This is a genomic window from Paraglaciecola chathamensis S18K6 (assembly GCA_000314955.1).
Classification (GTDB): Bacteria; Pseudomonadota; Gammaproteobacteria; order Enterobacterales; family Alteromonadaceae; genus Paraglaciecola; species Paraglaciecola chathamensis.
The window spans coordinates 126899-142410 of record BAEM01000032.1; the positions used below are offsets into that span (position 1 = coordinate 126899).

The 15512-nt window shown below is 45.2% G+C and carries 10 protein-coding genes; 6 read left to right on the top strand and 4 right to left on the bottom strand.

Going from position 1 to position 15512, the window contains the following annotated elements:
* Positions 1-605: 605 nt before the first annotated feature.
* Positions 606-2105, top strand: coding sequence for a DUF3360 family protein (locus GCHA_RS10215; RefSeq protein WP_007987852.1), 1500 nt, complete (start codon positions 606-608; stop codon positions 2103-2105).
* A gap of 552 nt (positions 2106-2657) precedes the next feature.
* Positions 2658-3230: a substrate-binding periplasmic protein gene (locus GCHA_RS10220; RefSeq protein ID WP_318248962.1), complete on the top strand. Its 573-nt coding sequence runs from the start codon at positions 2658-2660 to the stop codon at positions 3228-3230.
* A gap of 149 nt (positions 3231-3379) precedes the next feature.
* On the opposite strand, the gene GCHA_RS10225 is transcribed toward GCHA_RS10220, so the two are convergent.
* The 4 genes from GCHA_RS10225 to GCHA_RS10240 form a co-directional block, all read right to left on the bottom strand.
* Entirely contained in the window at positions 3380-4744 is a 1365-nt protein-coding gene (locus GCHA_RS10225; protein ID WP_007987855.1) for an MATE family efflux transporter, read from the bottom strand.
* Positions 4745-5989, bottom strand: coding sequence for a molybdopterin molybdotransferase MoeA (gene moeA, locus GCHA_RS10230; RefSeq protein WP_007987856.1), 1245 nt, complete (start codon positions 5987-5989; stop codon positions 4745-4747).
* A gap of 144 nt (positions 5990-6133) precedes the next feature.
* Positions 6134-6895 carry a molybdopterin-synthase adenylyltransferase MoeB gene (moeB, locus tag GCHA_RS10235; RefSeq protein ID WP_007987857.1) on the bottom strand — a complete coding sequence of 254 codons (762 nt, stop codon included), beginning with the start codon at positions 6893-6895 and terminating at the stop codon, positions 6134-6136.
* A 31-nt stretch (positions 6896-6926) separates the two neighbouring features.
* Complete coding sequence (locus GCHA_RS10240; protein WP_007987858.1) at positions 6927-7796, bottom strand: TraB/GumN family protein; 870 nt, start codon at positions 7794-7796, stop codon at positions 6927-6929.
* 593 nt (positions 7797-8389) lie between these two features.
* On the opposite strand from GCHA_RS10240, the gene nirB reads away from it, so the two are divergent.
* The 4 genes from nirB (at position 8390) to cobA (ending at position 15375) form a co-directional block, all read left to right on the top strand.
* Positions 8390-10975, top strand: a complete 2586-nt coding sequence (nirB, locus tag GCHA_RS10245; protein WP_007987860.1) for a nitrite reductase large subunit NirB — start codon at positions 8390-8392, stop codon at positions 10973-10975.
* Between the two features lie 10 nt (positions 10976-10985).
* A complete protein-coding gene (nirD, locus tag GCHA_RS10250; protein WP_007987861.1) occupies positions 10986-11330 on the top strand; it encodes a nitrite reductase small subunit NirD in 345 nt (114 codons plus the stop codon).
* 110 nt (positions 11331-11440) lie between these two features.
* Positions 11441-14350, top strand: a complete 2910-nt coding sequence (locus GCHA_RS10255; protein ID WP_007987862.1) for a nitrate reductase — start codon at positions 11441-11443, stop codon at positions 14348-14350.
* Positions 14347-15375, top strand: a complete 1029-nt coding sequence (gene cobA / locus GCHA_RS10260; protein ID WP_007987864.1) for a uroporphyrinogen-III C-methyltransferase — start codon at positions 14347-14349, stop codon at positions 15373-15375. The genes GCHA_RS10255 and cobA overlap by 4 nt, the downstream gene beginning before the upstream one ends.
* Positions 15376-15512 lie beyond the last annotated feature (137 nt).

Genomic DNA, 15512 nt, shown 5'->3' on the forward strand with positions numbered 1-15512 from the left:
ACCTTTACGAGAACACGACTATGGGGTACTTAACGTTTCGTTTTTACAGCCGTTGAGCCCAGTGCTATACGGGTGCTAGGAGCGATTTCGTCGATATAAGTGGAATGGAATTCCAACCAAAAGAGCAATGAAAAATGCGTAAATCAGGGAAAACATGACCGCTATACTCATAAACGGATCAGGATTATCGTTCATCACCAAGTTAGCTATTTGAAAAATCAGAGTAGAAACAAGTGTAGAAATTCCGATAGCCCACGTTATATTTTTCAAATATATATGCGCGATAACAGAGCACACTAGGGTTATTGACAAGAATACACTTAATCCAACCATTCCTTCATCCACGCTGTCGTCCTTAATTTTAAAGCCACGTATAAAAAATTAACTGTAACTGACAGTTCTTTCATTAAGTTAACTAATTCAAGTTAAACAATGCAAATTAGCACATTCATCCTATAAGCGAGCATACCCCGTATAAGACCTTTTGCTTATGCGCCCACGATCGATATTTGATTTACCCTGCCTACCTGAATCTTTGCCCTCTAAGAGCAAGCTTATGTGATTTTGCAGTAACGATTGTGACCACATGGCTATGTAGGAGAAACATGAAGAATAAATTAGAAAATGAAGCGCACGTAAAAAGTGCGTCAACATCTGACAGCTACCAAGAGTTGCATCAGCCGAGCTCTGCGTTTAACAGCCGAGATGAGTATCTTGAACACGAATTGCAAATTATGCAGCCAAAACGCTGGCGGCCCAATTTACCCTTCAGAGATTATCGCTTCGAGTTTGAAGATACCATTCCTGCATTGGCAGGAACGATAGGCAAAGTCGTTATGGTAAGCGCAATCGCAGCAACATTTGCTGGCACCTTGGGCTTAAGTGATGCCTTTGTACTTGAGAACGTGCGTTACGAACTACTCATTGTCTCAGTGTTCATTGTGCTGTTTTCCGGATTCATTTTACCCACAGCCAACTTGGCTGGTACACATGGCCCGCTAATTCCGTTAATCCCTATTGTGGTGGCAGCCGGGGGCCACCCTATGGCGTTCGGGTTACTAATTGGTGCCTTTGGACTGATATTGGCGTTTAGCAAAGGGGGGAGTCTACTTGCAAGGCTGACCAGTAAAGGTGTTTGCGGAGGGTTACTGCTGTACTTAGGGTTTATCGGTACCACCTCGCAGGTGAAGAAGTTGTTTGCATGGGCTGAAAGTATTCAAATGACCCATATTGCTTTTATTGTCATTCTTGCGACTATTTTGCTTTACGCCTTGCTTGAGCACTTTAAAAAACGATGGTTAGCCGTGCCGCTTAGCTGCATCTTGGGTGGGGTGGTTGCCTTTTCACTAGGGGCCCCGTTTGAGTTTCACACTGCGCCGGGGTTACCCAATATGAACCCAATGTATTGGTGGGGAGAAAATACAGGTTGGATGCTCGGCATGCCCACGTTCGAAAGCTTCATGGTGGTATTGCCTTTTGCAATATTAGCGGTTGCTATGTGGTCACCAGATTTTTTAGGGCATCAGGTATTTCAAAAGATTAGTTATCCTGAGCGCACTGAGAAAGTGCAAATGAATATTGATGACACCATGCTAAGTGCGTCGGTTCGTCAAACATTTGGTTCTATATTTGGTGGGGCGAATTTCACCTCATCTTGGGGAACATATATTGTACCTGCTGCCATTGCTAAGCGTCCAATACCCGCAGGGGCTATATTAACCGCTTTGTTTTGCGTTATTGCCGGCCTATGGGGGTATCCAATGGATCTCGCAATTTGGCAGCCTGTGCTGTGTGTAGCGTTGATAGTTGGAGTGTTTATTCCACTGCTTGAAGCGGGCATGGAAATGACCAGAGAGGGTAAAACCACACAGTCAGCCGCGATCGTTGTGTTTGCCTCATCCTTAGTCAACCCAGCATTTGGCTGGTCACTGACTATGCTTTTGGATAATTTGGGCTTAATTGGTTGCAAAGCGCGCAGTGCTGAGTTGACGCGAATGAGTCGCTGGATCATCCCACTCGCCATGTTCGTTATACTCACAAGTGTTATGGCAATGGTGGGAATGTTGCCAGGGATACCAGCCTTATTAACGAGTTTTCGGCACTAATTTTCGGCGCTATTTTTCGGCACCAATTTTCGGCGCTAAGTTATAAATAGAATTTAGCGTTAGGTGCTATTAAACCGATGTAAAAGATGCATCATTTATTACACGATTTAACCAGCCAGAGGGCGTAATACCCCAGCGGCTTTTGCTCTGCGTTCTCACTATTTGAAAGGGAACAACCATTACTGCATAGCGACGCCTTAATCAGAAACCGCTGGACGCATTCTGAGGCGGTCACTTATTAATGCGGATTGGTATAATACACAAGTGAACGCGTCTGGCTGACGTTATCTTTTTTGTGAGCGATAACCGTGGGATCTTAAAAAAGACTAAAGTAGTATTATCTTGTTGGTTTGAACCCAGAGCTAAGCGATAATAGGCCTCGATATTTTTGGTCTATCTGGTTTGTATATGCGCTTCTTCCTTCACCTTGTAATATTAGTGTTTGTTTCTAGTTCCCCAAATGCGCAAGAGCTCATCCGAAGCTCTGTATCCAAAGAGTTTATGAACGGTTTGCAGGTTAAGTATCTAAAGAACATTGCAAAGCATATGAATATGGAAATTGAAATTTTACCTATGCCTTTTGCGAGACGCATAAAGGAATTGCGCCAAGGTAATCTGGACCTACTCGTTGGCTTACAACGCGAAGATGACGAGCAAGACGAAGTGGTTTATATCGCTCCGAGTTATGAAACCCTAAGACATACGTTTTTTGTGCGTAAACCCGATATAGATCAGCTGGTGAATTTTAACGATTTACGCACGTTACGTATCGGTGTTACTCGAAATGCAAAGTATTTCGAGCGACTTAACCGAGAAACAGAATTAATAATGGTGCCTGTTTCAACCCTTGCACAAAAAGTCGCGCTATTACAAAAAGGACGAATTGACACATTTATTCACTTTCAAGAAAGTGCATTGCCGCTTATTCGTGATATGGGCTTGCAAGATGAAATTGTGTTAGCGCAATACCAGCCCATAGAAGTGAATAACTATTATGTCACTATCAGTCAAAACTCACCGTTATTTAAGCAAAAACATTTGGTTGAGACCGCTGTGCGAGAGGCAATTGCTAACGGTGAATTTGCGACAATTCGCCGCGAACACTATTTATCTCTAGCGGATTGAGATGTTTTGCCGCCGCCGAAACGGCGGGGACGTTTTACACTAGCCACATGACTAAACTGAACAGCCAGTAGATTATAAGTGCTTAAATTTAACCACGGTTTGTACGATACAAGCCGTGGCCCGAGTATCCGTTAATCTGTTACGGGGCACTAAATACTGAGATCGATCGGGGTATGTTCTTGTTTTCGCTGTATATGGCGTAAGCGTAATCCCAGTAAAATAGCTGCCGAGGTCAATCCGCAAATAAAGCCTATCCAAAAACCCGCCGCTGCCATACGCGGGACTATCCAATCGGTTAGGGCTAAAACACAACCTATGGTCATGCCAATTAACCAATAGGATATAAAGCTTAAATAAAACATGGCTGCGGTATCTTTGTAGCCGCGTAATGCTGTAGCCGATATGACTTGAATAGCGTCAGAAAACTGAAACACAGCAGCAAGTAACATTAGCCCTGCCGCCATATTAATCACCTCAGCATTGTTGCTGTAAAGTTCACCAATGTGCACGCGCGCAAGGTACGTTATGGTGGCAGTCAGCGTGGCAGTGGTTAAGCCGATCAATAATGCTGCATGGGTCGCTGTTTTTGCTTGAGTCGGTTTGTTTTCGCCCAGTAAATGACTTACCCGAATACTCGTGGCCATGCCTAAGCTCAGAGGGATCATAAACATCAATGCGGAAAAATTTAATGCGACCTGATGGGCGGCAACTATGGTTGGGCCAAATGGAGCCAGTAATATGGCGACCACGGCAAAAAGGGTTACCTCAAATAAAATAGTTAACGCGATGGGTAAACCGAGTTTAAGACTCGCCCATATGTCACGCATATTTGGTGCGAAAATACGGGTGTACAGCGCATACGGTTGCAGCTTTTTGGCGTTTAGGGAGTAAACCCAAGTGGCAAACATCATCGCTAAAAACACTAACCCCGTCGCAATGCCACAACCAGCACCACCAAGGGCGGGTAAGCCAAGTTTGCCGTATATAAATACGTAATTAGCTGGAATGTTAACCAGCAAACCAATGATCATAATGATCATACTGGGTTTGGTTATCGACAAGCCTTCACACACATTTCTTAGCACCTGATACAAAGCAAATGCAGGCATGGAATAGAGAACGTAACGCACGTAATCAATAGTGATAATTCGCAGTTCGGTTTCCATCTCTATCAGGGAAAAGAAAAATTCTAAAAAGATACTAAGTACCAGAGCCAGTGCAGCGAAAAATAACGCCAACCACATCACCTGATAACTTGCATTGGCAACTTTATTCAGTTGTTTGGCACCATTAAAGCGCGAAATAATCGGTGGTAATGCCAGGGTTAACCCTTGAATGAAGACCAGTATAGGCATGGTAAAGCTAAAGCCTATAGCGACAGCGGCCATGTCTGTGGCAGAAAAACGCCCAGCCATTATGGTATCTGACACACCCATTAAGGTTTGGGTGACTTGTGCGATTAATAAAGGCCATGCGAGGTGGGCTAAAGCTTTGAATTCTATTTTTAAGGTCACTTAATATGCCAATGAAGTAAAGGGTTGAATGTGTACCGTGCTGCCCTGGGCTACGCTGCCGGAATCTTGCGCTAGCACGATATAGCAATTTGCATGAGCGATACTGCTCATCACGCCTGAGCCTTGTTTGCCATTAGGGCTGACAAACAGTTGTCCGGTTTCATCAACACGATAAATACCGCGCTGGTAATCAGCACGCCCTGGCACTTTACGTATATCGCAATCTGCTGTCGCTGCTAGAATAAGAGGCGCATTGGGTATTTGGCCTGATAGCATTTCAAGCACAGGTTTAACCAATTGCTCGAATGTAACGTAGGAAGAAACAGGGTTGCCCGGTAAGCCGCAAAACCATGCATTTGCCAATTTACCGAACGCAAAAGGTTTGCCTGGCTTGATGGCGACTTTCCAAAAATTAACCTCGCCGAGTGACTGCAGTACGTCTTTTACGTAATCGGCATCGCCAACAGACACCCCTCCGCAAGACAACACAAGATCACACTGTTCGTCGGCTTTTTCGAACGAGCGCTGTAAACTGCCGAGTTTATCTTCAACAATGCCAAAATCAATCACGTGTGCACCAAACGCTTCTAACATGGCATGCAATGCATAGCGGTTACTTTCAAATATTTGTCCACTTTGAAGCGTATTCCCAGGTGACACCAACTCGTCACCCGTGGCGATTAACCCGACCTTTATTTTGCGTACCACGCTAACGCGGGGCACACCTACAGAGGCGAGTAAAGATAGATGCGCGGGCTTTAGGCGAGTACCAGCTCGAAGAACGACAGCGCCTTGGCGAATATCTTCACCGGCATTGCGGATACTGTTACCCACCTTGGGAAATTGCGTAAACTGAATATGCTTAGCAGGTTCATTAAGTGTGACTGTGTTCTCTTGCATCACCACGGCATCAGCACCTTTAGGGATAACCGCACCTGTCATAATCCGCACGCATTGGCCCGATTGCACAGTGCCAGAGTAGGGGACACCAGCAAAGGCGGTTCCTACTAGCTCAAGTGTGTCAGTTTGCTGCAGATCCGCGGCTATCATTACGTAACCGTCCATAGCTGAATTATCGCTAGGTGGGACATTAACGGCCGATATGACGTCTTTAGCTAAAATACGCCCATTAGCTTGCATTAACTCACATTGTTCTTGCCCTGATATCGCTGAAATAACATCGCGCATTTTATCTAGCGCTTGGGATAAGGGTAACAAACCTGGGGTGTCGCAACTGGCAATCATAATAAAAACACTACTTAATTGAGGAGTTCCTTAGCCGACCAATGTTACTGACAAGGGCCCTTTAACGAAAGGCTAAACGTGAAATAAATCTGCAAGGATTTATGTCTAGGAATTTAGCTTAGTGCCTGTCTTGTGGATAATTTACTAGTGTTGTGCACAAACATTACAATGCGGATTTTTAGGAATAGAAAAGCGTTGAAACTCTGATGATTTAGCGTCGAAAAGCTGTAAAACACCGGTTAATAGTTCACCTGCACCGGTTAAATATTTAATTGCTTCTAATGCTTGCAGGTTACCAATGATGCCCACCAATGGAGGGATAACACCTGCTTCCATACAGGTTAGCTGTTGCTCAGGAAATACTTGACTTAAGCACTGATAGCAAGGGCCTTTATGATCCATTAAATAGGTACTAACTTGCCCTTCAAAGCGAATAGCGGCACCGCTAATTAACGGCGTTCGATAGGCATAACAAAGCCTGTTAATTTGCTGGCGAGTGGCTAAGTTGTCGCTGCAATCAAGCACCACATTGTGTTTCGCAATTTGATGGCTTAATGCGTCATCGTCTAAGCGGATATCGATGGTATTGATAATGCACTGACTGTTATTGGCTAACAGACTTGCTTTGGCTGACGCTACTTTTTTAGCGCCAACGTCTTGTTCATGGTGAAGTACCTGACGATGCAAATTAGATAACTCAACCCGGTCGTCATCCACCAGGGTGACTTCGCCTGTTCCTGCGCTCACTACGTACTGGGCCGCCGCACAGCCAAGCCCCCCAGCACCAATAATCAGGACCTTGGCCGCCATAAGTGCTTCTTGGCCTTCAAGATCAATGCCGGGCAGCAAAATTTGCCTTGCGTAACGCAAGGCAAGGTTTTTAGTGAGAGTAGGGGGTTGTTGCATTGTTTTAATATGGCTTATAAGGCTATCTAAATTACAGCTTTTCTACACTGTAACCCTGAGCTTTTAATTGCTTTAATACGCTGTCTTCACCCGCTAAATGCATGGCGCCTACTAGAATAAATTCAACGTTAGCGGTTTTAAGCATGTCTTGTATATGCGGCATCCAGTTGGCGTTTCTGGTAACGATTAAATCTTGGTAAATTTGGGCATAGTCGTTTTTAAAAGGCACGATACTTAGGTCGGCCAATTTTTGCATATCACCTTCGCGCCAACTGGTGCGCATGTCACCTATCATAGTGGGCATTTTTTTTATGTCACGCAGGGTATATTCGATAAGTGCATCGTTATCGTCACCGCCTAAATTTGCTAAAAAGCTAAGCTGTTCATCTGGGGTTTCGAGCCACTGAATGGTTTTGCCTGCTTTTGAGCCTTTGTCAGCATAAAATTGATCAACACCTTCACTTGTAAACCCAAGCCCTTGGAGTTCGATAATACTAAGTGTAATACTGATGAGACTGGGCTTCATAGCGGCCATTTGCGCAATCGGAATACCGCGCTGGGCGAGGTGCGCTTCAAGTTTGCTGTAATTTTGCTCTGACAGATCATCTTGTAAAGAGCGACCATCGGTATAGGTCATCATTCCTAGCATTTTCTGCTGAAACTCAACTGTATTCACCGCAGCCATGTCCGTTTCAAACACCAAAGTAGATGCTTGTTTATAAGCAGTTTCATATTCTTCAGGCAAAGGGTAGTCCTCTGGCGCGAGAATATGAATAGTACCACCAATATATAGGCTATGGTCCCCAGAAGTGACTTTCCAAACGGATGCCGCATCAACCGATGCAGTAAAAATGGAAACAGCTGCAACCAATGGCAGTGAAAATGAACGAAGTAGTGACATAAAAGGTGTCTTCCTTTACATAAGTATTGTTCTGCCGTTTTGATTAAAACAGCGCCTAGGGATAAATGTAACCCAGTTGTTAATCTAGCAGTGTGCCGCTTTTATAGATGCAAAGGAAATAAAATGCACACTTTTCCATTTGTTTGTACAAACTATCGACAATAAAAGCATATTTTGCACGCGTTTGTGAATTTATCGCCTAATGCGATGCTTTTCAGCGCATTTTTTGGCGCACTAAGCGGTATTACACCTAATGATTTATGCATTAACTGATTGCTCATGAAATGTGACAGGGTTGCTCCATTTTAGTTTTTCTGCACCAAATTAATGCATAAAAACTCAGGTCAGGCATTTTTTAAATTATAACCATATGAATAATAAGGGATTAATAGTTGGCAATATTCCTGCATTAGTAAACTTGTATTTTTAATCTAGCCGGATTTAATTCGCGGCAACACATTTTTGTATTGTGCTGACATATACGTTAGTCACAGAACAGGCAAAGAAGCCCACTCAGACTGTCACTGAACAGTCGTGTGGGCTTTTTTTATGGGCAAATTTAGTTGAGCAAATTCATCGACCAGGGGATCAACATGTCAGCAAACACAATCAGTATAGTCGTGGTAGGTAATGGAATGGTGGGCCACCATTTTGTTGAGCAAATCACCAATCATGACAAGACCGACAGTTCAATTAATTACAAGGTGACGGTATTGTCTGCAGAGCCGCGTTTAGCCTATGACCGCGTGCACTTATCTGAATACTTCTCTGGTAAAACCGCTGATGATCTTGCGTTAACCACACCAGAGCAATACCAAGCGTTAGGCGTAGATTTTCATCTTGAAGCCGCTGTGGTTGATATCGATAAGCAAGCCAAAGTGGTGAAAACGCAATCAGGACAATCGTTTACCTACGATAAATTGATTATGGCGACTGGGTCATACCCGTTTGTACCTCCCATTGAGGGCAATGACCAGCCACATTGTTTGGTGTATCGCACCATTGAAGATCTAGAAGATATAAGTGCCTCTGCCAAAGTCAGTAAAACGGGTGTGGTAGTCGGGGGCGGTTTGCTCGGCCTAGAAGCAGCTAATGCGCTGCGAGAAGCGGGTCTTGAAACACACGTTGTAGAATTTGCTCCACAGTTGATGGCAGTTCAAGTGGACACGGGAGGCGGGCGCTTATTAAAAGATAAAATTGAATCACTAGGCGTACAAGTTCACACCCAAAAGGCGACCCAGCGCATCGAAGCGGGTCAAACAAGCCGCTACCGTATGTGTTTTGCCGATGGTGAGTTTCTTGAGACCGACATGATTTTATTTTCAGCGGGTATTCGCCCTCAAGATACATTAGCGCGCCAATATGAATTAAACATCGGTGAACGCGGCGGCATTGTGGTTGATAATCATTGTGTTACTTCTGACCCTGACATTTACGCGATTGGTGAATGTGCACTGTGGAATAACTTTATTTTTGGTTTGGTTGCGCCCGGTTACACCATGGCTCGTGCTGCCGCTAGCCACATTACCGGCGGCGATGTTGAGTTTTTGGGTGCAGATATGAGCACCAAACTCAAATTAATGGGGGTTGAAGTAGGTTCAATCGGTGATGCGCATGCCCGCATACCCGGAGCACAAACGTATATATACGAAAATCAACCCGACGGTGTTTACAAAAAAATCGTGGTAAACCAAGAACAAAGCGTGTTGTTAGGAGCGGTTCTAGTTGGTGACACCAGTGATTACGATACCCTTTTACAATATGCACTAAATGGTATTGATTTACCTGAAAACCCGGAGAGTCTGATCTTACCTGTTACGGGTGATGCACCTTCAGGAGGCTTAGGTGCAGACGCACTGCCAGACACTGCAACTATATGTTCATGTCACAATGTATCAAAGGGCGACATTATCGCTGCCTTTGATGGAGGTGCATGTGATTTATCTGGCGTTAAATCTTGTACTAAGGCAAGCACAGGGTGTGGTGGTTGTTCAGCATTACTTAAAACCGTTGTCGACAGTGAACTGGGTAAACGCGGCGTTGAAGTGAAAAAAGACATTTGTGAGCATTTTGCTTATTCACGTCAAGAGCTCTACCACATGGTGAAAGTCGGCAAGATCAAAACCTTTGATGATTTAATCGCTAAGCACGGCCACGGGCTGGGATGTGAAATTTGTAAACCAGCGGTAGGGTCAATTATGGCCTCCGTGTGGAATGACTTCGTGTTAGAAAAGCCCCACGTGGCCTTGCAAGACACCAACGATACCTACTTGGGTAACATGCAGAAAAACGGCACATATTCAGTTGTTCCGCGTATTGCTGGCGGTGAAATTACCCCTGATAAACTCATTGTGCTAGGTCAAGTGGCGAAAAAGTACAACTTGTATACCAAGGTCACTGGTGGTCAGCGTATCGATTTATTTGGTGCGCGGGTCGAGCAACTTCCTCCTATCTGGGAAGCGCTTATTGCTGCCGGTTTTGAGACGGGGCACGCCTACGCAAAATCATTACGTACCGTTAAATCGTGTGTCGGCAGCACTTGGTGTCGCTACGGTGTACAAGATTCTGTTGGGCAAGCCATTGATTTAGAGAACCGCTACAAAGGGTTACGTGCCCCGCATAAAATCAAATTTGGTGTATCGGGCTGTACTCGTGAATGTGCCGAAGCACAGAGTAAAGATATCGGTGTGATTGCCACAGAAAACGGCTGGAACTTATACGTGTGTGGTAATGGCGGAATGAAGCCCCGTCATGCTGATTTGTTCGCCACCGATTTAGATGATGCCACCTTGGTGAAATATATCGATCGCGTATTGATGTTCTACGTTGCCACCGCAGATCGCTTACAGCGCACATCGGTTTGGCTAGAGAACCTCGAAGGTGGCTTAGCATACCTTCAAGATGTGGTAATCAATGACTCACTCGGTTTAGGTGATGAGCTTGAACAGCAAATGCAACACATTACAGATACTTATCAGTGTGAGTGGAAAACGGCCATCGAGGATGAATCTTCTCGTAAGCGCTTCCGTCAATTTGTTAACAGTGATGAAAGCGACAAGAACGTTGTGTTTGTGCAAGAACGAGCGCAAATCCGCCCCGCCACTGAAGCTGAGCTAGATACGCTCGTTAAGTCAGGCAAAGGCACAGAACAAATTATCGATATTGTTGAGTTGGCGTAAGGAGTCAGTGATGAACAAAGAACAAAATTGGACAGACATTTGTAAGCTTGATGATCTCGTCGACAACTCAGGCGTTTGTGCCCTAGTTAACGGTGAACAAGTGGCTATTTTCAAAGTACAAACGAAAGATGAAGCACAATTTTATGCCGTCAGTAACTGGGATCCCATAGGTAAGGCGAACGTTTTATATCGCGGTTTGATTGGCTCAGTAGCGGATAAAACCGTGATCATTTCACCACTTTATAAGCAACGTTATTGTTTGCAAAGTGGAGCGTGCCTTGATGATGAACAGCAAAACGTCAGTGTTTATGGCGTACGCGTTGAAGGGGACAAGGTGCAACTCGACGTTGTTTAATCAACTGTTATCAGCTTGCTGAATTGTCATTAATTCAGTAAGCAATTGTGATTAGTTCACGTTTTCACCCAGCGATTCTTTGATTTCTTCCAGGTATAGGGCCCATCGTCATGACTGACCAATCCTCAACTTCACCGTTAAGTAGCCTAGCGCAGGCGTCTTTTGCTGCAGCCTCAACGTGCAGTCAACTTAACACTACAACGTGCCCTTACTGCGGTGTAGGGTGCGGCGTTGATGTGACAAGTATTAGGCAAGGTGAAAGCGCACAACTCGTCAGCGTACAAGGCACAGCCAGTCATCCTGCTAATTTTGGTCGTTTATGCGTAAAAGGCAGTAAATTAGCCGAAACCAATGGGAAAGAGGGGCGTTTATGTAAGCCCTTGATAAATGGCAAAGCCAGTCACTGGGATGCAGCTATCAGCACAGTGGCAAACAAATTTGCGGATGTAATTCAAAAGCACGGTCCTGATGCAGTGGCATTTTATGTGTCTGGTCAACTGCTGACAGAAGATTACTATGTCGCCAACAAACTCATGAAAGGCTACATCGGCAGCGGTAATATCGACACCAATTCTCGCTTGTGTATGTCCTCTGCTGTTGCGGCCTATAAGCGCGCATTTGGCGCCGATACGGTTCCGTGTAATTACGAAGATTTAGAACAAAGTGAATTATTAGTTTTGGTGGGCTCTAACGCCGCTTGGACTCACCCTGTACTGTTTCAGCGTATCGAGAGAGCAAAAAAACTTAACCCTAACATGCGGTTAGTGTTTATTGATCCTAGGCGCACGGCAAGTTGTGAAGCAGGGGATTTACACATTCCTATTAAACCAGGCACAGATGTCGCCCTGTTTAATGGTTTGCTTCGTTACATTAAAAGCAACGACCACCTAGATTCAGCTTACATCAGCGCCTTCACTGAAGGTTTTGACGATTCTATAGCCGCATGTGACGCCTGGACAGTCGAAGCTGTAGCCGACTATTGCGACGTGGACACGGCTCAAGTCGAGCAGTTTTATCAGTTATTTGCCAGCAGCGAATCGGCGGTTAGTTTTTACTCCATGGGGGTCAATCAGTCTACCAGTGGAGTGGATAAAGCCAACGCTATTATCAATTGTCATTTGGCCACAGGGAAGATTGGCCGAGCGGGGTGTGGGCCTTTTTCAATTACCGGTCAACCCAATGCCATGGGCGGCCGTGAAGTGGGTGGGCTGGCCAATATGTTGGCTTGCCATATGGATATAGGTAATGCTGAACATCGCTCTATCGTACAAAATTACTGGCAATCTCCGACCATAGTGCCAGAGGTGGGTTTAAAAGCCGTGGATATGTTCGACGCTATCGAACAGGGCAAAGTTAAGGCTATTTGGGTAATGGCAACCAATCCTATGGTAAGCATGCCTAATCGGCATAAAATTAAAGCCGCGTTAGCTAAATGCGAAATGGTGGTGGTATCGGATTGCGTCGCAAACAATGACACCATTGCTATGGCTGACGTGGTCTTGCCTGCAACTGGCTGGTCAGAGAAAAATGGAACGGTAACTAATTCAGAGCGCAGAATATCACGTCAACGAGGGTTCCTGCCCTCTACAGGAGAAGCTCGCCATGATTGGCAAATTATATGTGACGTGGCCAAAGAAATGGGTTTCACCAGTGGGTTTAACTATTCCCACCCGAGAGAGATTTTTGATGAGTATTGTGGTTTAACCGCAGAGAAAAATAATGGCAGCCGTGACCTCGATTTATCCGGTCTTAGAGGCTTAACCCCAGCACAATACGATAACTTGGCCCCGATTCAATGGCCGGTAAACAAAGCAAACCCTGATGGGGTGAAACGTATGTTTACTGATGGTCGTTATTTTACAGCGAGCAAAAAAGCACAATTTATTGCGTTACAGCCTAAGGCACCACAGCAGCTCACGTCTGCCAAGTACCCCCATGTATTAAACAGTGGCCGGGTGCGCGATCAATGGCACACCATGACGCGCACAGGCACCAGTGCAGATTTAACAAGTCATATCGGTCACGCTAGTGTGAGCATGAACCAAAAAGATGCTTTGCAACTAGGGGTAGAACAAGGTGATTTATTGGCCTTAAGCTCGAAAGTAAGTGCCAGTGCCAGTCAGAGTCAGAGCCAAGTTATTTTGCCGGTCAAGATTGACGATGGGCAGCGAAAAGGCGAGTTCTTTGCGCCCATTCATTGGAGCGAACAAAATAACTCATCGGCTAATATCAGCCATTTGTTCAGCGATGCGAACGATCCTATTTCTGGTCAACCCGAATTAAAACATGCGGCTATTAGTGCAACGAAAGTGCGTTATTCACATCACGGAAACATTTTTATCAGTGCCCAAGCCACTCAGCGAATCGCACTTATTCAAGCGCTCTGCGGCGAGTTAGATTATTGGCGGATAAGCAAAATCGCAGGGGGGGAGATGTTAACGTTTGCCACAGGCCGCATCACCCAGGAGAACGCTGAAAATACAGCACCCGTTTTTGTGCTTAAAGAATTGATGCAAGGCGCGGTTAAAGCGCAATGCACCTGGGCAGCTTACCAGGGAGAATCGCTACAAAACCTGTATGCGTTACAAGGTGATACCTTACAATTTGCGGCATTTAGTGATGTTCAGCCTGTAGAAAGCAACAGCCAGTGGTTAAGTGCATTACTGACCGCTGATAGCGTAAGCATTGAGCAAAAAGCCGCACTATTGCGCGCCAAGCCCGACGAAGAATTTAATCAGGGGCGCTTAATTTGTAGTTGCTTTAAAGTCGGCATCAACCCCATAACACAAGAGATTAAGAGCGGCTGCAATAGCGTTGATGGCTTAGGCGATAAACTTAAATGTGGTACAAATTGCGGCTCGTGCAAAAGTGAGCTTCAGCAACTTATAAATGAACATAGCGAACCGAACAACGCGTTAGCACAGACAAGTGCAAACCATACTACCAGTCAATCTGCTTCTGCAAACGTAAGCAATAAACAACACATCGGTGAGCGTATAGCCGTGGAGACCATAATATGAATTCCCCTTTAAATGTATTTTCTCAAGTTAATTTATTACCTCAATTATGTAGCCAAATATTTAGCCAATTTGCCAGCCATTGGCTAAAAGTGACGCCAAGTGCGTTCACACGAGGAGCCAAAGGCCTCAATTCTGGTTTACGAACAGATTTGAAAAAATTCAACGTGGTGAATAGACATAAAAATACCGATGGCAAACCGGGTCATGTACATTTAATTGGTTCAGGCCCAGGTGATGCAGAACTGTTAACCGTAAAGGCGTATCGGTTATTGCAAAGTGTTGACGTTGTGATGTACGACTGGCTGGTTAATCCAGAAATTTTAGACATGATCCCGCCCCATGTTGAACGCCGGTTTGTGGGCAAAAAGTGCGGCGAGCACAGCATGACACAAATAGAAATTAGTGAACTTTTGGTCAGTGTCGCAAAAGAGGGCAAAACCATAGCGCGCCTAAAAGGTGGCGACCCCGCAATATTTGCTAGAGCGGCCGAGGAGTGTGACTTATTAACCAGAAACCACATTCCATTTAGTATTGTGCCCGGAATTACCGCAGCGTCTGGCGCCTCTGCGTATGCGGGTATCCCGTTAACGCATCGAGATTGTGCTCAGTCAGTACGGTTTATCACTGCACACCTAAAAGATCCTGCTTTGCAGCCCGATTGGCAAAGTTTAGTGACCGGGGCCATGCCTGATGCGCAGGGTAAAAATGCCGAAACACTGGTATTTTATATGGGCCTAAGGCGCATCGAATCGATCATGCAACAACTGCAAGCTCATGGTTTACCCATGGATATGCCCGTCGCTATTATTGATAAAGCGACAAGCACTCAGCAACAAGTGTGCATTGGCCAAGTGAAAAATATTGCACAGCGTATACACTCTCGCCATTTTACCGGCCCAGCACTGATTATTGTGGGTGAAGTGGTGAGTAAACGTCAAAAGGTCGTTTCGTATCACCAGCAAGACGGTTTACAATGCACAGCACATAATGAACTTAGCAATGCGGCCACGAATTTTGCTGGTTAATTAGCATCTTCGACGGTAAATATGCCCATTGATCCAATTCGATGGGCTTAACTTATTACCCTAAGTTACGCTAACCAAACCTCTAAGCAAATTTTTGGGGCGCATTCACGATGGCTACCGTAGCCACAAGGCACGTC

Bases quoted from the DNA above. Each gene is read 5' to 3' on its own strand.
- nirB (WP_007987860.1), top strand. From the start codon at position 8,390: ATGTCAGCAAACACAATCAGTATAGTCGTGGTAGGTAATGGAATGGTG.
- moeA (WP_007987856.1), bottom strand. From the start codon at position 5,989: ATGATTGCCAGTTGCGACACCCCAGGTTTGTTACCCTTATCCCAAGCG.
- GCHA_RS10220 (WP_318248962.1), top strand. From the start codon at position 2,658: ATGGAAATTGAAATTTTACCTATGCCTTTTGCGAGACGCATAAAGGAA.
- nirD (WP_007987861.1), top strand. From the start codon at position 10,986: ATGAACAAAGAACAAAATTGGACAGACATTTGTAAGCTTGATGATCTC.
- cobA (WP_007987864.1), top strand. From the start codon at position 14,347: ATGAATTCCCCTTTAAATGTATTTTCTCAAGTTAATTTATTACCTCAA.
- GCHA_RS10240 (WP_007987858.1), bottom strand. From the start codon at position 7,796: ATGTCACTACTTCGTTCATTTTCACTGCCATTGGTTGCAGCTGTTTCC.
- moeB (WP_007987857.1), bottom strand. From the start codon at position 6,895: ATGCAACAACCCCCTACTCTCACTAAAAACCTTGCCTTGCGTTACGCA.
- GCHA_RS10215 (WP_007987852.1), top strand. From the start codon at position 606: ATGAAGAATAAATTAGAAAATGAAGCGCACGTAAAAAGTGCGTCAACA.
- GCHA_RS10255 (WP_007987862.1), top strand. From the start codon at position 11,441: ATGACTGACCAATCCTCAACTTCACCGTTAAGTAGCCTAGCGCAGGCG.